Source organism: Nocardia asteroides, from assembly GCA_019930625.1.
Taxonomy (GTDB): domain Bacteria; phylum Actinomycetota; class Actinomycetes; order Mycobacteriales; family Mycobacteriaceae; genus Nocardia; species Nocardia sputi.
The window spans coordinates 125156-149572 of the sequence record CP082844.1 but is presented as its reverse complement, the minus strand read 5'-3'; the positions used below and the strand labels follow the sequence as shown (position 1 = coordinate 149572).

22 protein-coding genes are annotated in these 24417 nt (G+C 69.4%); 11 read left to right on the top strand and 11 right to left on the bottom strand.

Annotated features, from left to right (window positions below):
- Positions 1-365: 365 nt before the first annotated feature.
- The 3 genes from K8O92_00775 (at position 366) to K8O92_00765 (ending at position 4262) form a co-directional block, all read left to right on the top strand.
- Complete coding sequence (locus tag K8O92_00775; GenBank protein UAK32613.1) at positions 366-1499, top strand: Hsp70 family protein; 1134 nt, start codon at positions 366-368, stop codon at positions 1497-1499.
- A 162-nt stretch (positions 1500-1661) separates the two neighbouring features.
- Positions 1662-2669, top strand: a complete 1008-nt coding sequence (locus K8O92_00770) for a diiron oxygenase (protein ID UAK35354.1) — start codon at positions 1662-1664, stop codon at positions 2667-2669.
- A gap of 6 nt (positions 2670-2675) precedes the next feature.
- The gene (locus K8O92_00765) at positions 2676-4262 is read left to right on the top strand and encodes an FAD-dependent oxidoreductase (GenBank protein UAK32612.1); all 1587 of its coding nucleotides are present in this window, start codon (positions 2676-2678) and stop codon (positions 4260-4262) included.
- A gap of 22 nt (positions 4263-4284) precedes the next feature.
- Here the strand turns inward: K8O92_00765 and K8O92_00760 are convergent, their stop codons facing one another.
- Complete coding sequence (locus K8O92_00760; protein UAK32611.1) at positions 4285-5046, bottom strand: SDR family oxidoreductase; 762 nt, start codon at positions 5044-5046, stop codon at positions 4285-4287.
- A gap of 510 nt (positions 5047-5556) precedes the next feature.
- Here K8O92_00760 and K8O92_00755 point away from each other — a divergent pair.
- Positions 5557-7731: an Hsp70 family protein gene (locus K8O92_00755; GenBank protein UAK32610.1), complete on the top strand. Its 2175-nt coding sequence runs from the start codon at positions 5557-5559 to the stop codon at positions 7729-7731.
- Between the two features lie 97 nt (positions 7732-7828).
- Positions 7829-8623: a Cof-type HAD-IIB family hydrolase gene (locus K8O92_00750; GenBank protein ID UAK32609.1), complete on the top strand. Its 795-nt coding sequence runs from the start codon at positions 7829-7831 to the stop codon at positions 8621-8623.
- A 209-nt stretch (positions 8624-8832) separates the two neighbouring features.
- On the opposite strand, the gene K8O92_00745 is transcribed toward K8O92_00750, so the two are convergent.
- The gene (locus K8O92_00745; protein ID UAK32608.1) at positions 8833-9243 is read right to left on the bottom strand and encodes a VOC family protein; all 411 of its coding nucleotides are present in this window, start codon (positions 9241-9243) and stop codon (positions 8833-8835) included.
- Between the two features lie 94 nt (positions 9244-9337).
- Between K8O92_00745 and K8O92_00740 the strand changes: the two genes are divergently transcribed.
- Entirely contained in the window at positions 9338-10300 is a 963-nt protein-coding gene (locus tag K8O92_00740; GenBank protein ID UAK32607.1) for a YafY family transcriptional regulator, read from the top strand.
- Between the two features lie 73 nt (positions 10301-10373).
- Here the strand turns inward: K8O92_00740 and K8O92_00735 are convergent, their stop codons facing one another.
- Both K8O92_00735 and K8O92_00730 read right to left on the bottom strand, forming a co-directional pair.
- Positions 10374-11057 carry an SGNH/GDSL hydrolase family protein gene (locus K8O92_00735; protein UAK32606.1) on the bottom strand — a complete coding sequence of 228 codons (684 nt, stop codon included), beginning with the start codon at positions 11055-11057 and terminating at the stop codon, positions 10374-10376.
- Positions 11058-11065: 8 nt separating this feature from the next.
- The gene (locus K8O92_00730; protein UAK32605.1) at positions 11066-12478 is read right to left on the bottom strand and encodes an MFS transporter; all 1413 of its coding nucleotides are present in this window, start codon (positions 12476-12478) and stop codon (positions 11066-11068) included.
- Positions 12479-12581: 103 nt separating this feature from the next.
- On the opposite strand from K8O92_00730, the gene K8O92_00725 reads away from it, so the two are divergent.
- Complete coding sequence (locus K8O92_00725; GenBank protein ID UAK32604.1) at positions 12582-13205, top strand: TetR/AcrR family transcriptional regulator; 624 nt, start codon at positions 12582-12584, stop codon at positions 13203-13205.
- 224 nt (positions 13206-13429) lie between these two features.
- Here K8O92_00725 and K8O92_00720 read toward each other — a convergent pair whose 3' ends face one another.
- The 6 genes from K8O92_00720 to K8O92_00695 form a co-directional block, all read right to left on the bottom strand.
- On the bottom strand, positions 13430-14119 hold the full coding sequence (locus K8O92_00720) for a hypothetical protein (protein UAK32603.1): 690 nt from the start codon (positions 14117-14119) through the stop codon (positions 13430-13432).
- 115 nt (positions 14120-14234) lie between these two features.
- Positions 14235-15098 carry a sirohydrochlorin chelatase gene (locus K8O92_00715; GenBank protein UAK32602.1) on the bottom strand — a complete coding sequence of 288 codons (864 nt, stop codon included), beginning with the start codon at positions 15096-15098 and terminating at the stop codon, positions 14235-14237.
- Between the two features lies 1 nt (position 15099).
- The gene (locus K8O92_00710; protein ID UAK32601.1) at positions 15100-16395 is read right to left on the bottom strand and encodes a 50S ribosome-binding GTPase; all 1296 of its coding nucleotides are present in this window, start codon (positions 16393-16395) and stop codon (positions 15100-15102) included.
- A gap of 1 nt (position 16396) precedes the next feature.
- Entirely contained in the window at positions 16397-17329 is a 933-nt protein-coding gene (locus K8O92_00705; protein ID UAK32600.1) for a sulfate adenylyltransferase subunit 2, read from the bottom strand.
- A 181-nt stretch (positions 17330-17510) separates the two neighbouring features.
- The gene (locus K8O92_00700; protein UAK32599.1) at positions 17511-18227 is read right to left on the bottom strand and encodes a phosphoadenylyl-sulfate reductase; all 717 of its coding nucleotides are present in this window, start codon (positions 18225-18227) and stop codon (positions 17511-17513) included.
- Positions 18228-18247: 20 nt separating this feature from the next.
- Positions 18248-19897: a nitrite/sulfite reductase gene (locus K8O92_00695; protein ID UAK35353.1), complete on the bottom strand. Its 1650-nt coding sequence runs from the start codon at positions 19895-19897 to the stop codon at positions 18248-18250.
- Between the two features lie 594 nt (positions 19898-20491).
- Here K8O92_00695 and K8O92_00690 point away from each other — a divergent pair.
- The 3 genes from K8O92_00690 (at position 20492) to K8O92_00680 (ending at position 22792) form a co-directional block, all read left to right on the top strand.
- Entirely contained in the window at positions 20492-20899 is a 408-nt protein-coding gene (locus tag K8O92_00690; protein ID UAK32598.1) for an SgcJ/EcaC family oxidoreductase, read from the top strand.
- 274 nt (positions 20900-21173) lie between these two features.
- Positions 21174-22382: a radical SAM family heme chaperone HemW gene (hemW, locus tag K8O92_00685; GenBank protein ID UAK32597.1), complete on the top strand. Its 1209-nt coding sequence runs from the start codon at positions 21174-21176 to the stop codon at positions 22380-22382.
- A gap of 194 nt (positions 22383-22576) precedes the next feature.
- Entirely contained in the window at positions 22577-22792 is a 216-nt protein-coding gene (locus K8O92_00680; GenBank protein UAK32596.1) for a hypothetical protein, read from the top strand.
- A 193-nt stretch (positions 22793-22985) separates the two neighbouring features.
- Here the strand turns inward: K8O92_00680 and K8O92_00675 are convergent, their stop codons facing one another.
- Entirely contained in the window at positions 22986-23156 is a 171-nt protein-coding gene (locus tag K8O92_00675; protein UAK32595.1) for a hypothetical protein, read from the bottom strand.
- A gap of 215 nt (positions 23157-23371) precedes the next feature.
- Between K8O92_00675 and hrcA the strand changes: the two genes are divergently transcribed.
- Positions 23372-24403, top strand: a complete 1032-nt coding sequence (hrcA, locus tag K8O92_00670; GenBank protein ID UAK32594.1) for a heat-inducible transcriptional repressor HrcA — start codon at positions 23372-23374, stop codon at positions 24401-24403.
- The last annotated feature ends 14 nt before the right edge of the window (positions 24404-24417 follow it).

Sequence of the window (24417 nt, the reverse complement as noted above, 5' to 3'; positions counted from 1 at the left end):
CGGTGCCGGAGCCGGTCCGGCAGTCGACTCGCTCGCGTAGTTAATCGCCCGCACTGCGAGGTGTTAATTCGCCCAGCGGCATCTCCCCACGTGGAGTGGTATCGCTGTCCGAGGACCGAGGCGGCGGCCGAAAACCGGCAAACTTCTACCGGGCATGGTCGATCCTGGCGTGTCGCAAGGAAATCCGACTGGACGGCATGTGTAGTGCTGGTGTGCCAGGTGAGCGCGTCGCCGATCGCGGAAACGGTGCGGCCGCGCACAGGCGGCTTGCGGACAACTGGTTGTCCGGTCTTGGCACGAAGATCGCGGAGTGGTTGCCTGGACAACGTTCGAAGCAAATCGGCACGGCGATCGGGTGGATTGCGATGGCGGTTGGTCTCGGGTTGAGCATCGGTACGGTGAACACGGTTTCCGTTCTGGCGGAGGAAGGTTCGGCCAAGGCTCCGCCGGGGCGCCGCAAATCGCAGCGCGCGCAGACCATCACGCGGCCGACCACGCTGACCTTCGACAGCACCGGCGTGGCCAGGGTCGGCATGATTCCCCGGCACGGTCGCGCGGTCACCGAATTCGCCGACCTGACGCAACGTTCCAGCACGTGGGCGCGGGTGGGCAACCGTGCGCTCGCACCGGCGGACCTGGTCGCCACGGTGGCCAAATGCCTGGTCGCCGAGGTGCAGCAAGATCATCCAGTCGACGGCGCGGGGCTGGGCATCGCGCTGACCTATCCCGCCCGCTATGCCGACGAACAGGTGGACGCGCTGCGTGCTGCGCTCGACGGTGTCGAGCTACAGCGGGTCGCGCTGGTCGCCGAGCCCGTCGCGGCGGCGGCCTGGCTGGAGGCCGACCGCGGCCCGCTGATGCCGGGTCTCACGCTGGTCTACGATCTCGGCGGCGCCGGGCTCGACGTCACCTTGGTCCGGGTGGGCGCGGGGTGCCCGCACAATCCGATCGTCGGCGTGCCGCTGCGATCGACGGAATTCGGTGGACGCGCGTTCGGCGCATTGATCGCCGAGCACGCCGGAGCGGGCCTGTCTTCGGTCTCGGAGTCGGTCGCCGACACGATCGCCGGGCAGTTGCGCGCGCGTCATGTCCGGGCGTCGCTCGAACTCGTCTATCGCTGTCTGCGGGTGGCGGACGTCACCATGGCCGACGTCGACTGCGTCCTGGTCGTCGGCGGCGCCGCGCGACCGGCGGAGGTGGCCGAGGTCCTCGCCGAGGAGTTGGCCAGGCCGGTGATCATCGCCGCGGACCCCGAGCGGACCACGGCCGACGGCGCCGCGATCATCGGCCGGAGGGCGGCGGTCGCGGCCGAGGTGGCGGCCGAGCAGCGCCGCGTCAGGCGTCGCCGGGCCCGTCGCCGAGCCACCACCCGCGCCCTCGTGCTGTCGCGCCGGACCAGGCGGCGGCTGGGTCGGGCGGTTGTCGTCACGGGTGTGTCGGCGGTCTTCGGTTTCGGCACCTCGATCTTGGCGGCCGGTGACGGGGTGCTGGTGAGTTAGGCACCCGATACGTCCGCGATGGAACAGGGCCGTCCGGCGGTGCGCGTGATGAGGGCGCGCATCGCCGGGCGGCCCCTAGCAACTGCTGGGTTGACGTGACTCTCCGTTGGTGTAACTATGGGATACAGTTAACGGTTCCATCGAGGAGAGGCAGTGACGACGATGTCCGCAGCCGTGACACCCGCAGTCGATCCCGATCTGGAGAAGGCGCAGGAGTATGCCGCGAAGCTGCTGCTGCTCTCCGAGGGATCGGTCAACAAGCACTTCGACCCGTTCGAGGACATCGACTGGGATAATCCCGACTTCGCCGCCGACGCCGGTGAGGAGCGCTGGATCCTGCCCGTGTCCGCCGACACCGTGGCGCGCCATCCCTGGTACCAAGCGCTCTCGAACGAGGAGAAGATCGCCGTCGGCAAGTACCGGCAGGCGAACATCGCCAAGGTCGGCCTGCAGTTCGAGTCGATCTTGATCAGCGGCATGGTCATCCACAACTTCGGCCTGCCGAACGGTTCGCCGGAGTTCCGCTACTGCTCCCACGAGATGATCGAGGAGCACAACCACACCCTGATGTTCCAGGAGATGGTCAACCGGATCGGGCTGGATGTGCCCGGCATGGGCCCCCTGGTCAGCAAGTTCAAGTACCTGGGCGCGCCCGTGGCGGCCTGGTTCCCGAACCTGTTCTTCATGGCCGTGCTGGCCGGTGAGGAGCCGATCGACCACATCCAGAAGCAGATCCTGCGCTCCGGCGAAGACGTGCACCCGATCATGCGCGGTGTGATGGCCATTCACGTCGCCGAAGAGGCGCGGCACATCTCCTTCGCGCACGAGTTCCTGAAGAACCATGTGCCGCACGCGAAGCCCGCGCAGAAGTTCATCCTCTCGCTGGCCATGCCGATCGTCATGTGGATCCTCGGTCGCGCGATCGTCACCCCGCCGCGGTCGTTCTTCTCCGAGTTCGACATTCCGGACAAGGTGCGCAAGGAGCTGTTCTACGGCTCGAAGGAGGCCAAGCAGGTCTTCAGCGACTACTTCTGTGACGTACGCGCCTTGGCCAAGGACATCGGGCTGATGAACCCGGTCGCCAAGACGGTCTGGAAGGCGCTGGGGATCGACGGTCCCAGCACCCGGTACCGGTCGGAACCGCTGCGCGCCGCGAGCAAGGTCGCCTGAGCCGGTATGCCGTACGTCGTCACCCAATCCTGCTGTAGCGACGCGTCCTGCGTGTACGCCTGCCCGGTCAACTGCATCCATCCCACGCCCGACGAGCCGGACTTCCGGACGGCGGAGATGCTGTACGTCGACCCGAAGGCGTGCGTGGACTGTGGCGCATGCGCCACCGCGTGCCCGGTCGACGCCATCGTGTCAGCGAAGAAGCTGACCGCCGAGCAGAAGCCGTTCATCGAGATCAACGCCGATTTCTACCGGCAGTCCCGGCCGCGTCCCCTGCTGGCGCGACCGGTGCCCGCGGCGCGGATCCACACCGAGCGCACGCCGCTGCGGGTGGCGATCGTGGGGTCGGGGCCGTCGGCGATGTACGCCGCGGACGAACTGCTGACCCAACCCGAGGTGTCGGTGACCGTGTTCGACCGGCTGCCGGTGCCCTACGGTCTGGCCAGGCACGGTGTCGCACCGGACCACGACAAGACGCGCAAGGTCGGCGAGCTGTTCGACGTCATCTCGGCGCAGCCGGGGTTCGGTTCATACCTGAACGTCGATATCGGCGCGCACATCTCACACGCCGAGTTGCTCGACCATTTCCACGCCGTGATCTACGCGGTCGGCGCGTCCTCGGATCGCAAGCTCGGCATCCCGGGTGAGGGCCTGGCGGGCACTGTGTCGGCCACCGATTTCGTCGCCTGGTACAACGGTCATCCCGATCACGTGGACCGTTCCTTCGACCTTTCCGCTCGGCGGGCCGTGATCGTCGGCAACGGCAACGTCGCGCTCGACGTCGCGCGCGTCCTCACCAGCGACCCCGCGACGCTGGCAGGCACCGATATCGCGCCGTCCGCGTTGCGGGCGTTGCGGGAGAGCGAGATCGAGGAAGTGGTCGTGCTCGGTCGGCGCGGCCCGCTCGAATCGGCTTTCACCGTGCCGGAATTCGTCGGCCTGCTCGGATGCGATGTGGACATCGTGGTCGAGGGCGAGCTGCCCGAACTCGGTGCGGAACTGCCCTTCCACGTCGAGCAGAAGCTGCGGCTGCTGCACAGCGTGCGCACCCGGCCGGTCGGCGAGCGCAAGCACGTCGTGTTCCGCTATCTCGCCGCGCCCACCGAGATCCTCGGGACCGATCGGGTGACCGGCCTCGAGATCGGCCGCACCGAACTGGTGACCGATCCCGATGGCCGCGTTCGCGCCGTCGCGACGGGGGAGACCGAGCGCCTCGACGCGGGCTTGGTGCTCACCTCGGTCGGCTACCGCGGCGTCGCGGTGCCGGGTCTGCCGTTCGACGAGCAGGCCGCGGTGATCCCGAACGAGCACGGCCGCGTGCTGGAGCGCGCGGGCGCGGCGGTGGTCACCGGCACCTACGTGACCGGCTGGATCAAGCGCGGGCCCACCGGTTTCATCGGCACCAACAAATCGTGTGCCCAGGAGACGGTGCGGCAGCTGGCCGCGGACTTCAACGCGGGCCGCCTGCCCGAACCCGCCGGTACCGCCGCGGAGTTCGACCGGCTGGTGCGGCTGCGTCAGCCCGCGGTCCGTGCCGGGGGAGCTGTGGAAGCTCGCCCCGGCCGGGTCCGCCGCTTGCTGGCCCGCGCCTGACCGACCCCCGTTGGGCCGGAGGTCACCGCGCGGTGAAACCACCGTCGATGGCCAGCGCGGCGCCGGTGACGAAACTCGCTTCGGCGCTGAGCAGGTAGGCGCAGAACGAGGCGATCTCCTCCGGCGCCGCGATGCGGCCTATCGGGTGCAGGGCGGCGATGGCGGCCTCGCCTTCCGGCGTCGCGCCCATCGAGTTCCGGAAAGCCGGGGTGTCGACTGCTCCCGACACCAATGCGTTGACCCGCACGCCTTGATCGGCGGCTTCGAGCGCCACGGCGCGAGTCAAGCCGACCACCCCGTGTTTGGCGGCCACGTACGGCGCCACCGAGCCCATGCCGACCACCCCGAGATTCGACGCGTTGTTCAGGATCGCGCCGCCGCCGGAGGCCGCCAGCGCGGGAACCTGCTGCCGCAGGCCGTAGAACACGCTGGTGAGATTGAGCTCCAGATCGGCGCGCCAGCCGGCTTCGTCGATCTGCGCGACCGGACCGAAGGCGTTCACCGCGCCCGCGTTGTTGAATGCCGCGTCGAGGCGGCCGAATTCCGACAGCGCGGCGTCGGTCAGCCGGGCGAGGTCCTGTTCGACTGTGACATCGGTCGGCACGAACAGTGCCCGGCCGCCTGCCGCGCGGATGTCGGCGGCCACCTGCTCGCCCGCCTCCTTGCCACGGGCGCCCAGCACGACCGCGGCGCCTTCGCTCGCGACGCGCAGCGCCACCGCCTTGCCCACGCCCGAAGTCGCGCCGGTGATCAGTACGACCTGCTGCGCGAATCGTGTTGCCATCGTTCGATTTCCCTCTCTGCTCGCTGTGGCGATCTCACCTTCGTGGTGGGAGCCACTGCCCAGTCAAGCCGGACGCCAACAGCGGCGCTGGCAGAAATCGGACGTCTAGTTGACGTGTCAATGGATTGTCGACGAGGTTGACGCGCGGCAATCCCGCAGTAAGAGCAATGAACTGGTTACCGACTGGTCGGTGTCTATCGCATGGTGGGGTTCGGTGCCCCCTAAACCGTCTTTCGGTTGGATCATCCCACCGTTATCGAGATCGCTGCACGGTAGCGGAATCGCTGGAACGGCAGTCATATCGACGGCGTCGAGTGGGCTGGGCGCCTGAGTTGCCTGGTATTTACCTGGCATTTCGGGCGATGATGGCTCTCGGGGAACATTCCATATCAATTGTGCATCTCCGAGGACTCGAAACAGCTAACCTGTGGTGGCTGTTTGGAAGACGACCGCGGCCACAGGGGAACGCCATGTGATGGACGTGGTCACGGTGCGTTGACGGGATAGCGAATGACTACAGGTCTGGGTTTCAGCATCGGTGCGGTGAACTCCGTGACGGCTTCGGTCGCCGCGGAACTACCACGGCCGGCGGCGCGGTCTCGGCGCACCGCGGTGACCTTCGACAGCGCCGGTGGACTGCGCCTCGGCGGGATCGCGCAATTCAGCATGGCGGTCACGGATTTCGCCGACCTGGGCCGCGACCCGGAAGCGGTGGTCGTCGGCGGCCGCATATGGTCACCGGCGAATCTCGTCGCCGCGGTCGTCAACGAGCTGCGGGCGGTGGAGCCGGGTGCGTCCGAAGCGGGCGTCGTGACCACCTACCCCGCGATGTATTCCGACAAGCAGGTCGCGCTGCTGCGACAGGCGCTGGACCTATCCGGGGCGGGCGACGTGCTCCTGGTGCCCGAGCCCGTCGCGGCCGCGGAATGGCTGGAACACCAGCAGGGTCCGCTCGAGACCAGCTTCGTCCTGGTCTACGACCTCGGCGGCACCAGCCTCGACGTGAGCATCGTGCGCGTCGGCCCGGACTGGGACAACCATCCGATGATCGGAAAGCCGGTGCGCTCCTATGACTTCGGCGGGCGTCCGCTGGGGTCGATGATCGCGCGGTACGCCCCCGACGTGCCTGCCGAATCCGCGGGACTGTCGATGACGTCCATCGTCGACATCGACGGACTGCGTGTCGCGCACGTGCAGGACTCGCTCCAATTGGTCCGTGAATGTGTGCGGGAGGCGGGCATCACGCTCTCCGACATCGGCCGGATCCTGCTGGTGGGCGGGGCCGCACGCCCCGCCGAAGTCGCCAGGACGCTCGCCGAACTCGGTCGGCCCGTGGTGATCTCGGCCGACCCCGGACAGACGGTCGCCGCGGGCGCCGCCCTCATGGCGGCCCGCACCATGGCGCTCGGCGCGTCGGACGGCCGGTCCAGCGCGCCTCGCGTGGCGGTGTTCTCCAGCGCCGCGGTGGTATCGGCGGTCGCGATGTCGGCGGTCACGGTCTTCGGCGGACCGACGGTTCCCGAGCTGTCGCCGATGCTCGAGCGTCTTCCGGAACTCGGGATGCCGGGGGACAGTCTGCTGGTCGACGTCGGGAGCGAGCGCCTCGCCGAGGCTTGGTCCCGGATGGCCGCGCCGACCGCGTGGAACTCGAGCCGGGCGCTGCCGTCGTTGCTGTCGCAGCAGCCCTCCGCCTACACGCGATTCATCACGCCGGCTCCCCGCAGCGCCGGCCATGGTCCTTCGCTGGCCGAGTCGCAGCTCGGCACACATCGTGCCCCGTGGAAGTGCTGCGCCCCGAACGGCTTGCGCTACCGGGGATACGGTGATCCGGCCTACTTCGTGAATCCGCTTCCGTTCGCCCCGGTCGTCAGTCCCGTACCCGGGGATATCGCGCAACCGCCTGCTCCCGGGCAGCCCCCGGCTGCCGGGCAACCGCCTGTCCCCGGGCAGCCTCCGGCAGCCGGTCAGCCGGGTGTGCCGGGGCAGACGCCCGGAGCGGGTCTGCCGCCTGCCTCGGGGCAGATCCCGGCTCCAGGCACCGTGACGCCGCCCGTGGGATCACCGGGCTCGACTGCTCCCGCACCGCAGAATGGTTCGGCACCGGCGGCGTCCGGCGGGACGACTGCGGGAAATTCGGTGGGCGGCGCATCCACCGGAACATCCGGCACGCAGGGTTCCGGCACGGGCGCCCATGGTGACTCCTCCGCGACGAGTTCGTCAGGTGCTTCATCGTCCGCAGGCGGGTCGACCGGTGAGTCCTCCGGCGACTCCGATGCGACAGCATCCGGCGGAACTGCTTCCGGCGGCCACTCCGCAGGTGAGGACGCATCGACCGGCGCGCACGGATCGTCCGGCGACTCGTCGTCGGGTGGGTCGTCCTCGGGCGGATCGGCCGGGAATTCCGCGACGCACAATTCGTCCTCGGGCGGGTCCACCGGTCCCGCGAACGGTTCGTCACAAGCCGGATCGGCTGGTGGATCCTCGACGGGTGGATCGTCCTCGACAGGCGGATCCGCGTCGGGCGGACGTCCGGGTGGAGCGTCGTCCGCGGGTGGTCGTCCGGGCGGGAACTCCTCGGGCGCTTCGTCATCCGGCGGTTCGTCGAGCCGTTCGGGCTCGGTCGGGGGATCATCGACAGGCGGATCGTCGGCCGGTGGCGCGGGAGGCGGAGCCCGCGGCCGGTAGCGGTGATGTGCACGACGACGAAATGGTCCTCGCGCGAGCGGATCTCGACGCGTCGGATTTGCTAACGGGCGGCCCGGAGCCCAGGCACAATAGGTTGATGGCATCCGGGGGCCCCCAGCTGATAGCGCTGGACGTGGACGGGACGCTGCTGGACACGGGGACACCGATCAGTGCGCGCGTCGTGGCGGCGGTGCGCGCGGCCGTAGCGGCGGGCGCACACGTCGTGGTGACCACCGGCCGCACGGTGCTGACCACACGTTCGGTGCTCACCGAACTCGGTCTGCGCGAAGGGCATGCGTTGTGCTCGAACGGCGCCGTGCACATCGACGTGGCACGGGGCGAGCCGGTCGCGATCCAGGCGTTCGATCCCGCGCCCGCGATCACCGCGTTGCGCGCGCTCTTCCCGGCGATGATCTTCGCCGTGGAGAAGGTCGGCATCGGCACCTGGGCCACCGGGGCCGGCCCGGGTGAATACTCTCTCGGGGAGTACCTGCTCGTCGACCACCACGTGCTGTGCAGCGAACCCACCCCGCGACTGAACGGTTGGTTGCCGGACGGTTCGCTCGAGGAGATGCTGCGCGCGCTGCGCTCCTTGCGCGTGCCGGGTGCGAGCTGGGTGCACGGCGAGTTCGGGCCGTGGCTCACCGTTTCCCGGCAGGGGGTCTCCAAGGGATGGGCGCTGGAACAGCTGCGCATCGCCCTCGGTGTCCCGGACGAGGCGACGCTGGCCATCGGTGACGGCTACAACGACCGGGAAATGCTGCGCTGGGCAGCCCATTCGGTCGCGATGGCCAACGCGCCCTCGGATGTTCGCGATCTCGCCGATGAAGTGACCGGCCACGTTCTGGACGACGGCGTCGCCACCGTGCTGGAGCGCTGGTTCCGTTCCTGACCCGCTGATCGAGTCCGAGATACCGTTGGCGCGCCCGCACCCCGCACACCTCGTGCGGCCGCTGTCGTCCCGCCGCTTCGGGCCCGTGCCGGTAGCGAGAGAATCCGCCGCCGGGGTGCGGCACCGTGCCTCGTGAGCTGGTACTCGACGGTCCGCCCGGCGTGACGAGACGACCCCGGTCGTCGCCGCCACGCCGTCACCGTCGTGATCTACGCCGGACCGGTCTTGCCGAGGACCTCGAGGTAGTGCGGATTCGACATGAGGCCGAGGACGTTGCCGAACGGGTCGACCACCGCGGCGGTGACGAAACTCCCGTCGTTCCCGCGTGGGGTGATCGGGTCATAGACGGTCGCGCCGAGTTCCAGCAGCCGGTCGAACGTCGCCTGCAAGTCGTCGACGTGCCAGTTGACGATCGCGCCGCCGGGTGCGTTCCGGGCGCCCTCCGGGGCGTAGGCGCGGTTCACGAGGCCGAATTCGTGCTGGTAGTCGCCGATGCGGAACTCGTAGTAGCCGTTGGGGACGTGGTAGTACGGCTCGACGCCGAAGAACTCGGTATACCAGTCCTTGGCGGCCTCGAGGTCGTCGGCGTAAAAGGTGCTCGTCGCCATTCCGCGCAGCATGGTGATTCTCCTTCGGTGTGGTTCTTGTGTGTAGAACCATCATCCGATTCAAAGTGCGCACCGAATGAGCACTTTTACCGGCAGAATTAGGCATATGCGAGCGGACAGGTTGGTGGCGATCCTGCTGATGATGCAGAACCGAGGCCGCGTGACGGCCGCGCAGGTGGCGGCGGAACTCGAGACCTCGGTCGCGACCGCGCGCCGGGACCTGGAAGCGCTCTCCGCCGCCGGGGTGCCGGTGTATCCGCAGCCGGGGCGGGGCGGCGGATGGTCGCTGGTGGGAGGTGCGCGCACGGATCTGAGCGGTCTGACGGCGGGGGAGGCGCGGGCGTTGTTCCTTCTGGCCGGTCCCTCCGCGGGGGCGGTGCCGGAGGCCAAGTCCGCGCTGCGCAAACTGGTCCGCGCGCTACCGCAGACGTTCCGGGACGACGCGCAGGCGGCCGCCGACGCCGTGGTGATCGACCCGGCGCGCTGGGGTGCGACCGACCGCGAGCTGCCGCCGGTGGTGGCGCTGCTGCAACGGGCGGTCGTGCAGCGCAACAAGGTCCGGCTGCGCTATGCGAACCGGACCGGCGAGCGGTCCGAGCGCATCGTCGACCCGTGGGGCCTGGCCGACAAGGACGCCGTCTGGTATTTGATCGCCGGAACCGAGCGGGGGCAGCGGACGTTCCGCGTGGACCGGATCTCCGAAGCCTCCCTCACCGACGAACCGGCCCATCGCCCGGACGATTTCGATCTCCCCACCGCTTGGGCGCAGGTGGTCGAGGAGATGGAGCAGCGGCGCGCGACCACCGCCGCCACGGTGTTGATCTCCGAACGCCTCTTGCCCGTCCTGCGTGACCAGCAGGGTAGGAACTGCGTGGTGGACGGCCCGGTCGCCGACGGACGCGTTCAGGTCCGCGTCACCGCCCCGACCGCCTGGATGCTCGCCCAGCAGTTGGCCGGCTGGGGCGCCTCGATCGAGGTCCTCGGTCCTCCCGAGGTCCGGGAAGAACTCGCCCGCCTCGGCGCCGAACTACTCGACCGCTACGCGAAGGACGGGCGGCCCGGCATGTGACGACCCTGCTCGGGCGACCGCTGCTCGGAACGTGGTGGGGCAGTCGGCCACTGCCTTCACCCGTCCATCCGGGTCAGCGCGGCGCCAGAACGTGACCGGCCAACATGCGCACCATGTCCGAGGCGAGGACGGCGTGCCCGCTCATGCTGAAGTGGATGAGGTCGGCGCTCATCAGATCCTCGCGCAGGCGCAGCGGGTGATCCCAGAGTTCGAGCAGCAGCGCGTCGTAGCGGGCGGCCAGCTCGCGGACCAGATCGTTGAGCGCGGCCATCCGATCGCGCATCGGGCGCATGGGGGCCATGCGCTCGACTTCCCAGACGTCGGCCAGGGTGAAGGTGACGACCTGGGCCCCGGTGCGGGCCAGTGTGCCGAACAGCGTGTCCAGGTTCGTCCGCAGCTGGGTGAGATCGCCGCCCGCCAGGAACAAATCGTTGCCTCCGCAGGTGAGGTGGACGAGGTCGGGCCGGAACTCGAGCACGGCGGGCAACTGTTCGGCCAGGACCTGGTCGGAGGTGGCGCCGATCCGGCCGGTATTCAGGTAGGCCAGACCTGGGCGAGCCTCGGCGAGCACGGCTGCGACGCGGTCGGCCCAGCCTCTGGGGTCGTATCCCGGGCTCGGGTCGCCGACGCCCTGCGCGATGGAGTCGCCGAGCACCGCGTAGCGCTGCCACGGTGCGTCGGCGAGCAGGCGTCGCTGCTCGGCGAGGGGCAGCAGCAGTGGATCATTGGCTTCGGTGCGAATGTCGTTGTCGCTCATGAAATTTCCTAGTTGTCGGTGGACGGGGACGGAGTGCTCGTCGGGAGGGCCGCCAGGCAGGCGGCCACGGCCGCGATGCCGGCGCACACGGCGAAGAGAATGTGGAACGCGCCGAGCGAATCGTCCGGATGAGCGGCGAACACGGCCGCGAGCACCGCCACGCCGAGTGCGCCGCCCACTTGCCGCGCCGTCAGATTCATGCCGGTTCCGGCGGCGAACTGCTGCGGCGGAAGGGAACTCGCGGCCGCGGTGCCGAGCACGGTGACCACGAAGCCGATGCCGCCACCGCCGAGCACGCCGGCCGGAACCCACGCCGACCACAGGGCTGGAGTGGAACCGAAGGCGCCCGTGCTCATCCACACGGCGCACGCGACGAACATCGAGGCGCCGAGCACGCCGAGCCATCGCCTGGCTGTGAGCGAGCCGACTCGGCCGGCGACCGTCGCCGTCACCATCGAAGCCACCGCCCCGATGGTCATCGCCCCCGCGGAGCCGAGCACCGAGTAGCCCCAGATCGCGTCGAGGAACAGCGGTCCCGACAGCAGCCAGGCGAACATGGCGGCCCCGAAGACGAACGAGGTCGCGTTGGCCAGCGCGTACGACTTGCTGCGCCAGAGTTCCACCGCGATCGCGGGATGGTGGTGGCGGGCCGAACGTGCGAGGGTGGCGAGGACCAGGAGTCCACCGCCGATCAGCGCGGTCAGCGTCCCCGCCGAGGTCCAGCCCCAGCGTTGCCCTTCGGTGACGCCCGCGACCAGGCCGCCCAGGCCGGCCGCCACCGCGACGGTGCCGACCGGATCCGGCAGCGCGCCCCCCGAGGGGCGGCCGGTCGGTGCCGGGATGCGCGTCGCCGCCGCGATGAGCAGGACGGCCACCGGCACGTTGATCACGAAGATCGCTCGCCAGTCGAACCCTTCGACCAGCGCGCCGCCCAGCGCGGGCCCGACCACCGCGGCGAACCCGCCGGCGGCCGACCATGCTCCGATGGCCGCGCCGATCCTCTCCCGCGGGGTTGCGGCGAGCACCAAGCCGAGGGCGGACGGCACCATCAGCGCAGCCGTGGCGCCTTGCAGGACCCGGCCCGCGATGAGCCAGCCCGCCGTCGGCGCGAGCCCGCACAGCAGGGAGGTGGCCGCGAAACCGGCGAGCGCCCCGAGGAAGAGCTTGCGGCGGCCGAGCGCGTCGGCGAAACGTCCGGCCGGAGTGAGCAGGGCGGCGAAAGCGACCGCGTATCCGCTGACGACCCAGGTGAGCGTGGTGGTGGCCGTGCCGGGGTAGTCCCGGGCGATCGAGGGGAAGGCGATGTTGACGACCGAGAGGTCGAGAAAAGCGATGAATGCCGCGCCGCACGCGATCAGCAAGATGCGGGTAGCCGCGGTCGCGGGCGGCGGGCTGTCGAGCCGCACGGACGCGTCGGTCATGGAAGTCCTTCGGATAGTGGGAAACAAAACGCACGATCGTTCGTTCAATCAAAGTACGACCATACGTTCGTATGTGCAATGGCGGAGTGGAACAATGACCTGTATGACCAAGTCCGTCACCGCAGGCGGTCAGCCTCGCGACACCGATCAGCGCCTGGCCAAAGGGGCGCGGGCACGGGCGTCGATCGCTCGCCGCGCCGCCGACGTGGCGTCCGTGGAAGGGCTCAACGGCATCAGCATCGGCCGACTGGCCACGGATCTGGGGCTCAGCAAGAGCGGGATCGCGACCCTCTTCGGCAGCAAGGAGAGCTTGCAACTCGCGGCGGTCGGATCCGCGCGGCAGGTCTTCATCGACGCGGTCATCACGCCGAGCCTGAGCGAGCCCGCGGGACTACCGCGCCTGCGCGCCTTGGTCGAGCGCTGGTTCGGCCAGGTGACCGACCCGGCATTCCCCGGCGGGTGCTTCCGGGTGGCGACCCTCGCCGAATTCGACAGCAAGCCGGGACCGGTGCGCGATGCCATCGCCGAAGACCGTCGGGACTGGCTCGCGTGGCTGGTGAAGGAGATTCACCGTACTCAGGAGCAGGGGCATCTCGGCGGCCGCGCCGCCGATGCCGTCGCGTTCGAATTGGATGCGGTCATCGCCGCGGCGCACAACGCACGGCAGTTGGGTGACGAGCGGGGCGTCGCCACCGCGCGCGCCATAGTCGACGACCTGCTCGGTTGAGCCGCCACCGCTCGACTCGTGGTGGACGCGCCGCCGCGGAGGCATGAAATGGCCCTACGGGCCGTCGTCCGCCGATCCCATCTGCGAGGTGACCAGGCCAGCCCCTCGGAGTTGGATGGCGTCGAGTCGGCGCAGGCGAGTGCCTTGCCCTCGTGAGTTGGCAACGGCGTCGGCCGCCGGTAGCGCAAGGCACCAGTGGCGTCACCACCGCATGCGCCGACCCGCTAGCCGCTCGGCGTCCCGTTGACCAGGTGGTCCAGGTAGGAGCCCGGGATCGGGGACAGTTCGACGCCGTCCGCGTCCACGATGTGCGGGCGGATGGTGCCGGTCGGGGTCATGCCGGGGCTTTCGATCAGCACCGTGGTCGAGACCGGCAGCGCGAAGAACTGCACCGCGAACGGCATGGCGGTGGCCAGTTCCAGCAGGGTGGTGTAGTACGACGAGCGGTGTGCGTGGTCTTCGAAGCACTCGACCGACCAGCCGGAGAACTCCGGGTCGTCCTGCTCGGTGCGGGCCAGGACCAGCACGGGCGACTCGAGCCCGCACGACGAGACGATCGCCTGCTGGTCCTCGCCCGGAAAGTCGAGGCGCTCGGCCAAGCCGACGCCTGCCGCCACCTCGCGCTGATACCAGACATCGCGCAGCGTGCGATCGACCTGCTCGACCCAGGTCTGCGCATCGGCGCGTTCGGCCAGCCCCAGCGTGCCGTCGTCGCGCCCGCGCACCCGGACCAGATTCCAGCCGATCCGGATCGTCTCACCGGGGTGATACCGCGTGCCCTCCGCCACAGAGGATTCCAAGTAGGACAGCAGCCAGCTCTCCATGCCCGGCAACTGCGTCTCGGTGATCACGACGGTGAACTCGGGATGTCCGTGGCTGGCGCAGGAGGTGGTGCGGAAAGACGTTTCGGCCATCCCGAGTTCCTAGCATCAGTGTCCGTCGGACGCGCGCGTGGGTCGGCGCGGACGATTCGGAAGCAAGCGTGTCCGCGATCATCCGAGACCGGAAGACTTCTCCGAGAACGTCCGGTCAGGCAGAAAGCGCGCGGGTCTGCGCGATCGCCGCGTGATAGCGGTCCAAGATGACCTGGGTGAGGGCCGGATGCGCGCCGAGAACGTCCGCGTGGATGGCCTGCGGCGCGGCGTCGGCCAGGCGATCGGTCAGCAGTCCCGGTGCGAGGAACCACGGCGCGATCAGCACCTGGTCCGCGCCGCGGGCGCGTAGTCGCGAAATCGCCTCGGTCACCGACGGTTCGGTGGTCGCGAAGCAGATCTCGGTGTGCCAGCCGGTGCGGGCGCGCAGGCGGGTGGCGACTTCGGCGGTCCGGGTGTTGGCGGCGGTCGACGACGATCCGACCGCCGCGACCGCGACACCGAGACGCCGGCCCCCCGAGAGGTGCCCGGCCTCGCCACCGGCGGCGAGTACCCGGTCGCGCAACGCCTCGATCAGCCCGGGGCCCGCGCCGAGCACGTCGGCCTGGGTCAGGCGCAGCCCGAGATGACGGGCGCGGGCCGCGGCCAGCAGGCCGGGCAGGTCGACCCTGGCGTGGAAGGCGCTGCCGAGCAACAGCGGGGTAACCACCGCGTGCGTGTGTCCCTCGGCGGCGACCGCAGCCACGACCTGTTCGACCGACGGGGCGGTGAGATCGAGGAACGCCGTCCGGACGTCGAGATCCGGCCGCGCGGCCGCCACGGCGGCGACCGCCTCCGCGACGGTCGCCGCCGAGCGTGGATCGCGACTGCCGTGAGCGACCGCGATCAGCGCGGGCGGCCGTGGGCTGTCACCGAGTACCGCCGGTGGGCGACCGAGCCGGGCTGTCGCGGAACCCGAGCGGCCCGGTGCGCTCGCGCGCACGACCGGCAAGGCGCCGGAAAGAGCTCGCGACACAGCCATGTCAGGCTCCGGCGCCGACCTCGACGGCGGACAACACGTCGCCGACCAGACCGGCCGCCAGCGTATTCCCGCCGGCCGGGTCGATCAGCAGGAAACTGCCGGTGTGCCGGTTCGCCCGGTAGTCGTCGGCCGGGATCGGCTCGGCGACCCGGACCGAGATGCGCCCGATGTCGTTGAGTGCCAACGACTCCGGGTTGGGATCGGCCGCCAGGCGCTGCTCGTCGAAACGCTCCAGCAGCGTGCCGACGATCGCCTGGGTGGTCCGGGTGCCGTGCTTGAGCAGCAGTCGCGCGCCGGGGCGCAGCGGCTTGTCACCCAGCCAGCACACGGTGGCGTCGAAGGCATCGACGGGCTCGGGCGCGTCGGCGGTCGAGGCGATGATGTCGCCCCGGGAGATGTCGACATCGTCGGCCAGGATGAGCGTGACGCTGCGTCCGGCCTGCGCCACCGCGAGCTCGCCGTCGGGGGTGTCGATCCGCTCCACGGTCGTACGGATGCCCGAAGGCAGCACCACGACCTCGTCGCCCGGAGCGACCGCGCCCGCGGCGATCTGCCCTGCGTAGCCGCGGTAGTCCGGGTGCTCCGCGGTGCGCGGGCGGATCACGTACTGCACCGGGAACCGCAAGCCCAAAGCGTGATTGCCGGTGCTGTCGGCGTCGACCGGCACCGATTCCAGATGCTCGATGAGCGAGGGGCCGTCGTAGTAGGGGGTGTTGTCCGAGCGGGTGGCGATGTTGTCGCCGTGCAGCGCCGAGACCGGGATCTCCAGCACGTCCTCGCTCGACCAGCCCAGTGTGCGGGTGAGCTCGTTGAACTCCGCGGAGATCGCGGCGAACACGCCGGCGGCGTCGTCCACCAGATCGATCTTGTTCACCGCGAGCACCAGCTTCGGCACACCCAGCAGCGCGAGCACGGCGGCATGCCTGCGGGTCTGCTCGATGACGCCCTTGCGCGCGTCGACGAGCAGGATCACCAACTGCGCGGTGGACGCGCCGGACACGGTGTTGCGGGTGTATTGCACGTGCCCGGGGGTGTCCGCGAGCACGAAAGAGCGGCGCGGAGTGGCGAAGTACCGGTAGGCGACATCGATGGTGATGCCCTGTTCACGTTCCGCGCGCAGCCCGTCCACGAGCAGCGACAGATCCGGTGTGGCCAGACCTTTGTCCACCGACGCTCGGGTGACGGCGTCGATCTGGTCGGCCAGAACGGATTTCGTGTCGTAGAGCAGGCGTCCGACCAGAGTGGACTTGCCGTCGTCGACAGAACCGGCGGTGGCCAGCCTCAATAGGTCGGACATGTCAGAAATAACCCTCTCGCTTGCGGTCTTCCATCGCGGCTTCGGAAACCCGGTCGTCACCACGGGTCGCGCCACGTTCGGTCAGTCGGGACGCGGCGACCTCGGCGAGGATCGCCTCGTTGTCGGCCGCGTCGGAAAGAATGGCGCCGGTGGAGGACCCGTCGCCCACGGTGCGGTAGCGCACCGACCGGGTCTCCAGCACTTCGCCGTCGCGCGGGCCGCCCCACACGCCGGGCGTCATCCACATGCCGTCGCGCAGGTACACCGGACGCTCGTGCGCGTAGTAGATGCTCGCCAGATCGATGTCCTCGCGCGCGATGTAGCGCCAGATGTCCAGTTCGGTCCAGTTGCTCAGCGGGAACACGCGCACGTGCTCGCCCGGCGCGTGGCGTCCGTTGTACAGGTTCCACAGCTCGGGGCGCTGCCGCTTCGGATCCCACTGGCCGAACGCGTTGCGCAGCGAGAAGATCCGCTCCTTGGCGCGCGAGCGCTCCTCGTCGCGGCGGCCACCGCCGAACACGGCGTCGAAACGGTGCTCGCTGATCGCGTCCAGGAGGGGGACGGTCTGCAGCGGGTTGCGGATCCCGTCGGGGCGCTCGGTGAGCCTGCCGTCGGCCAGGTAGTCCTCTACCTTCGCCACGTGCAGGCGCAAGCCGTAGCGCTCGACGACCTTGTCCCGGAACTCGAGCACTTCGGGCAGGTTGTGCCCGGTGTCCACGTGCAGCAGCGCGAACGGCAGCGGAGCGGGCCAGAACGCCTTGAGCGCCAGATGCAGCAGCACGGTGGAGTCCTTGCCGCCGGAGAACAGGATCACCGGCCGCTCGAACTCGCCCGCCACCTCACGGAAGATGTGGATCGCCTCGGACTCCAGCGCGGCGAGGGTGTCGAAATCGCTGATGCCGAGATGGCGTTCGCGTCGAATGGTTTCGGTCATGGTGTCTCCTCCGGGCCCTGACTCGGTCATGCTGTGTCGATTCGTGCATGCCCGAGGGGCCCTGCGTGGTTACGCTGGCTGCCTCCTCCGGGCCCTGACTCGGTCATGCTGTGTTCTTTTCTGCATGCCCGAGGGGGCCCTGCGTGGTTACGCAGGCTGCCTCCTCCGGGCCCTGACTCGGTCATGCTGTGTGCAACCCGCACTCGGTCTTGGCGAGACCGGCCCAACGGCCGCTGCGTGGATCGGCTCCCGGCTCCGGCTTCCGGGTGCACGGAGCGCAGCCGATGGACGGGTACCCCTCCTCCACCAGGGGATTGACGAGGATGCCGTGCTTTTCGATGTAGTCCTGCATCTGCTCGTCCGACCACGGCGCGATCGGGTTGATCTTCACCAGTCCGAAACCCTCGTCGAACGAGATCAGCGGTGCGTTCGCCCGGGTCGGGGCCTCCACCCGGCGGATGCCGGTGACCCAGGCGTTGTATCCGGCCAGCGACTTCTGCAGCGGGACGACCTTGCGCAACCGGCAGCACTCGTTCGGCTCGCGGGCGAACAGATCCTTGCCCAGCAGCTGATCCTGTTCGGCCACCGTATGTTCCGGCCGAACGTCGACCACGTTCACTCCGTACACGGCCTCCACCGCGTCGCGGGTGCCGATGGTCTCGGCGAAGTGGTAGCCGGTGTCCAGGAACAGCACGTCAACGCCGGCGCGGATTCCCGCGGCCAGGTGCACCAGCACGCCGTCCTGCATGTTGGAGGCCACGATGTAGTTCGTGCCGAAGGTGTCCTCGGTCCACTGCAAGAGTTCGGTCGCCGACGCGCCGTCCAGTTCGGCGGCCCCGCGCTCGGCGATGGCACGGAGCTCGTCCTCGGACAGCTTCTCCACGAGTTCGGTGGTCACAGTTGATCTCCCGTCGACACTTATCTGAGGTCGGCCTCGTCGGCGCGGACCGCCCACTGGGCGAACCGTTCGCCATCCGCACGGTGTTTGACGAAGTTGCGCACCACCCGCTCGACGTAGTCGCCGAGTTCCTGGGTGGTCACCTTGTGCTGACGCAGCTTGCGCCCGAAAGCGCTGTCGAAGCCGAGGCTGCCACCGAGGTGAACCTGGAAGCCCTCCACCTGATTCCCGGCGCCGTCGTCGACCAGCTGGCCCTTGAACCCGATGTCGGCGATCTGCGAGCGAGCGCAGGAGTTCGGGCAGCCGTTGATGTTGATCGTGATGGGAACGTCCAGCTGCGCGTTCAGATCCGCAAGCCGCTCCTCCAGCTCCGGCACCAGCGCCTGGGACCGCTTGCGGGTCTCGGCGAAGGAGAGCTTGCAGAACTCGATTCCCGTGCAGGCCATCAGGTTGCGCCGCCACAGCGAGGGCCGCGCCTGCAGGCCGAGGGGTTCCAGCTCCTCGATCAGCGCGTCGACCTGGTCGTCGGGAACATCGAGAACGATCAGTTTCTGGTACGGGGTGAATCGGACGCGATCGGAGCCGATCCGCTCGACCGCGTCGGCGACCTTGGTCAGGACGGTGCCCGACACCCGGCCCGCGATGGGGGAGAAGCCGACGGCGTTGAGCCCGTTACGCAGCCGCTGCACGCCGACGTGGTCGATCGGCTTGGTCGGCTGCTGCGGCGCGGGGCCGTCGATCAGCTTGCGCTTCAGGTACTCGTCTTCCAGCACCTGGCGGAACTTCTCGATGCCCCAGTCCTTGATCAGGAACTTCAAGCGCGCCTTCGTGCGCAGGCGGCGGTAGCCGTAGTCACGGAACAGCGACACGACGGCTTCCCAGACGTCGGGCACCTCCTCCAGCGGCACCCATGCGCCGACCCGCTTGGCGAGCATCGGGTTGGTGGACAGGCCGCCGCCGACCCACAGATCCAGACCGGGGCCGTGTTCGGGATGCACCACGCCGACGAACGCCACATCGTTGATCTCATGCACCACGTCCTGCTGGCCGGAGATCGCGGTCTTGAACTTGCGCGGCAGGTTGGAGTACTCCTTCTTGCCGATGTAGCGGCGCACGATCTCCTCGATCGCGGGCGTCGGGTCGATGACCTCGTCCAGCGACTCGCCCGCGAGCGGGGAACCGAGCACCACGCGCGGGCAGTCGCCGCACGCCTCGGTGGTCTTCAGGCCGACCGCTTCGATCCGCTTCCAGATCTCGGGGACGTTCTCCACCTCGATCCAGTGGTACTGCACGTTCTCCCGGTCGGACAGATCCGCGGTGTCCCGGGCGAACTCGGTGGAGATCTGCCCGAGCGTGCGCAGTTGCGCGACATTCAGCGCACCCCCGTCGCAGCGCACGCGCATCATGAAGTACTTGGCCTCGAGCACGTCGATGTTCTCGTCACCGGTCCAGCTGCCGTCGTAGCCCTGCTCGCGCTGGGTGTACAGACCCCACCAGCGGAACCGGCCGCGCAGATCGCCCTTGTCGATGCCGTCGAATCCGGTCTTGGCGTAAATGTTCTCGATCCGGGCGCGGACGTTGAGCGGGTTGTCGTCCTTCTTGGACTGTTCGTTCGGGTTCAGCGGTTCGCGGTAGCCCAGCGCCCACTGGCCCTCGGCCTTGCGGCGCACCGGCTTGCCGGTGCGGGCGCGCGGTCCCGTGGAAGTCGCCTCGGGACGCGGGCGGTCCGGGCGGACCCGGCGTTCGGAAGCCGGGCGTTCGGGGCGCGCGCGGGGGCCGGGCTCGGATCCGGGCGTGGGCTGATCGGTCGGACCGGCGTCGGTGCTCGACGTCATGGGGTCGCTCCTGCGGGGTGGGTGGTACATCCTGCTGAGGGCGTGAGGGGCTGACTCACACCTGCGGTGTCAGCGGGCCGATGGAGTCGGGATCGCCGGAGGCCGGGGATCGGGCGCGCTGAACTACCGGAGGGAACCGGACAGACAGCAGGCGCTACAGACGCGCTTGTAATCGACGTGGCGACGTGCCACAAGTCGTACTCCCAAAGCGCGCATGCGGCCCATTGTGCCACGTCAGCGCCGGCCTTCCGACCCCGCATCCGGTATTCCCCGCATTTTGGCGGGAAATTCCCTGGACGCTCGACCCGGTTTGTGACGGCTGTCATAGTTCGCGCGCCGAACCGGGCGCGTGATACGTCCGCCGGGTCGTCAGTGAGACGGCGCACGCCGCTTGACCTCGAGTCAGCTCGAGGTAGCAAGCTCGCCACCATGAGTACACCAACTGTCGACGCCGCCGCCGAGATCGAAGCCATCCGCGCGGTGGTCGCCACCGTGGAACACGTTCAGCGCACCGAGTCGGTCGAGGAATTCGCGGCTCTGTTCCGCGAGGACGCGATCTGGACCACCGGGCACGGCAAGCGCCTCTTCGGGCGCGCCGCCATCGCCGAGTTCACCGCCGCGGTGCTGCCCGGGTCCGGTGCGCACGGCAAGGCGACCTACGAAGTCGAGCACGTCTTGTTCATCCGCCCCGACGTCGCGGCGGTCAAGGTGCGCCAGCGCTACTTCACCCCCGCGGGCGACCTGGACAGGGAAGGCACCCCGATGTATGTGATGTCCAAGGAGGACGGCCGCTGGGTGCTCACCGCCAACCAGAACACTCCCATCGTGACGGACTGACCCGGTCGCTAGCCGCGCGAAGGGTAAGCCGACGGTGCGCCGCGCTCGCCGAGGAGAAGGCGCGGCGGTTCGATCGCCGCGCGCTTCTCGTGGCCGGCGATGTCGGCGACTGGTCACGGTGCGCCTGGTCTGCGCTGCGGGCCGATCACCGGGGTGATCCCACGGATACGAGGGTCGGGTGCTCGGTGAGCGCATCGGTCGCAACCGGAGACTCGCCGACGCCCGGCGGAGTCCCGGACGTCGGCGTGAACACCGTGGCGTTCACACTGGACAGGTGAGTTCTTCCGCCGCGTCCGCGAGCACCGATACGTCCGCACCGGTGGTGCGTGACTTCGGCCACGGGCCGTTCGGGATCTACGTGCACGTGCCGTTCTGCGCGACGCGGTGCGGTTACTGCGACTTCAACACCTACACCGCGGGTGAGCTCGGCAGCTCGGCCTCGCCGCAGTCGTGGTCGACGGCGTTGCGCGGCGAGCTGGCGACCGCGGCGCGGGAGTTCGCGGCGCTGCCCACCGCGACACCGGAGGTGTCCACCGTGTTCGTCGGCGGGGGAACGCCCTCGCTGCTGGGCGGCGACGGTCTGGCCGCGGTGCTGGACGCGGTGCGCGGCGAGTTCCGCCTCGCCGCCGACGCCGAGATCACCACGGAATCCAATCCGGAATCCACCTCGCCGGAGTTCTTCCGGCGCATCCGGGAGGCCGGGTTCACGCGGGTGTCGCTGGGCATGCAGTCCGCCGCGGAACACGTGCTGAGGGTGCTCGACCGCACACACACCCCCGGCCGGGCGGTGGCCGCGGCGCGGGAAGCGCGTGCCGCCGGCTTCGAGCACGTCAATCTGGATCTGATCTACGGGACGCCGGGCGAGCGCGACGCCGATCTCGACGCCAGCCTGGACGCGGTGCTCGACGCCGGTGTCGACCACGTCTCGGCCTATTCGCTGATCGTGGAGGACGGCACCGCGCTGGCCCGGCGCGTGCGCCGCGGCGAACTGCCCGCGCCCGACGACGACGTGCTCGCCGCGCGCTACGAACGGATCGACGCCCGGCTCCGCGCGGCCGGGCTCGACTGGTACGAGGTCTCGAACTGGGCCGCAGGCGCGGCGGCGGTCTGCCGGCACAATCTCGGCTACTGGGACGGCGGCGACTGGCTGGGCGCCGGTCCCGGCGCGCACAGCCATGTCGGGGGAGTGCGGTGGTGGAACGTCAAACACCCCGCGCGATACGCGGACCGAGTCGGCCAGGGCGGTCTGCCCGCGGCCGGATGGGAAGCGCTCAGCGACGACGAGCGGTACACCGAACGAGTCATGCTCGCCGTGCGGTTGCGCACCGGCCTGCCCCTGGCGGATCTGGCGTCCTCCGCCATCGCCGCGGTGGGCCGGGTGGTCGCCGACGGCCTCGCCCTGCGCACCGACGACGACCGGCTCGTCCTCACCGATCGCGGCCGCCTCCTCGCCGACGGTGTCGTCCGCGAATTGCTCGACTGATGCGCGCCACTCGAGGCGGTATGCACACCGGCCTCGCGAAAAGCAACTGGCCCAATGGATCGCGAGCGTTTGCGCTTCCTGTCGGACGAGCCCGATTCCGCACCACCGTTCGGTGGTCCGGCGAACCGCGCATTCCATTCCGGTACCGCGTTGCCCACCGGCCGCGTAGTCTGCGACCAACCCCAAGGAGACAAATGGCGTCGGCACGACACATCACTCTTATCCATGAGCCGGGCGAGTTCGCGGTGGCGCGGGCAGCGGAGAGAGCGGAGAATGCGCGCCAATGCGCCGTCGCCGCCCGCACCGTGGCCAGCTACGCGCAGAACGCCGCTGACTGCGAGTCGCTGCTGGCGATGCTCGGTCTCGACGCCCTGGCGGGCAAGCAGGCGAAAGTCGGCGACTGCGGCTGACCGCTACGGCTGGTCCACGACCGCCGCAGTTCTGTGTCATTTCGGGAGCCAGAGCTCCGTACGCGGTGCGAAAGCGCCGGACGGAATGCGACGGATCCCCGATGTCGACGGATCCTGAATACCACAGCGCCGCGCGATCATGATGATCGTGCGGCGCTTCGGTTCCGGCCTGGGTCAGCGCGGCGCACCTGCTTCAGCCGCTGACTGATGATCCGCTGCTCGAGGCGGTACTCTGCTCCGGGCAGATCTTGTAGAGCTGCCGAATCATGTTGTCCGCCTTGGCGATATGTTCCGCGCCGCGTTCGTTATCGACCAGGTCGCGCAGGACGGAGGCGCTGAGCCGGGAAAGCGGGATGTCGGACACGCGTCGCTGGTCCCCCGACCCGGCGCCGTGGCTCGCGGTGGTCGGAGCCGCTGACCGTCGCGCCGAGCGGTGCGTTGCCGAGCGGCGATCCGGCTGCCGACAATTAGACTGGATCGACAGACCACCCGGGATTCGCCTGCGATGAGGTGGGCGATGAGGTGGGCCGTCTGCGCCGGCTACGGCGAGACCGGAGAGTCAGCGAGGAGGTGGGGCCGATGTCGAGCACCGAGGATCGGCGCTTCGAGGTCCTGCGCGCGATCGTCGCGGACTATGTCGCGACCAAGGAGCCGATCGGGTCGAAGACGCTGGTCGAGCGGCACAATCTGGGTGTTTCCAGCGCGACGGTGCGCAACGACATGGCGGTGCTCGAGGCCGAGGGCTACATCACACAGCCGCACACGAGTTCCGGCCGGATCCCGACGGACAAAGGCTATAGGCAGTTCGTGGACCGGATCTCGGAGGTGAAGCCGCTGTCGGCGGCGGAGCGCAGGGCGATCATGGAGTTCCTGGAGTCGGGCGTCGACCTCGACGACGTGCTGCGCAGGGGCGTCCGCTTGCTGGCCCAGCTGACCAGGCAGGTCGCCGTCGTGCAGTACCCCACGGTCTCGGCGTCCACGGTGCGTCACATCGAGGTGGTCGCGCTCAATCCCGCGCGCCTGCTGCTGGTGGTGATCACCGACACCGGCCGCGTCGATCAGCGACTGGTCGACCTCGGCGCCGTGATCGACGACGAGGATCTGGCCGCGCTGCGCGGCATGCTCGGCGGCGCCATGGACGGCAAACGCCTGGCCTCGGCCTCGGCGGCGGTCGCGGAGCTGCCCGAGCGCGCGCCGGTGCGGCTGCGCGACGTGCTGGTGCGGGTGTCCACGGTACTGGTGGAGACGCTGGTGGAACATCCCGAGGAACGATTGGTGCTCGGCGGCACCGCCAACCTCACCCGCAACGCCGCCGACTTCGGCTTCCCCGGCTCCTTGCGGGCGGTTCTGGAGGCGCTGGAGGAGCAGGTGATCGTGCTCAAGCTGCTCGCGGCGGCCCAGCAGCCGGGGACGGTCACGGTCCGCATCGGCGAGGAGACGCAGGTCGAGCAGATGCGCGGGACGTCTGTTGTGTCGACCGGCTACGGCGCGGCGGGAGCGGTGCTCGGCGGTATGGGTGTGCTGGGCCCGACGCGGATGGACTATCCCGGCACGATCGCGTCGGTCGCGGCCGTCGCCCGATACATCGGCGAGGTCCTCGCCGAGCGCTGACCTGAACACCGGTC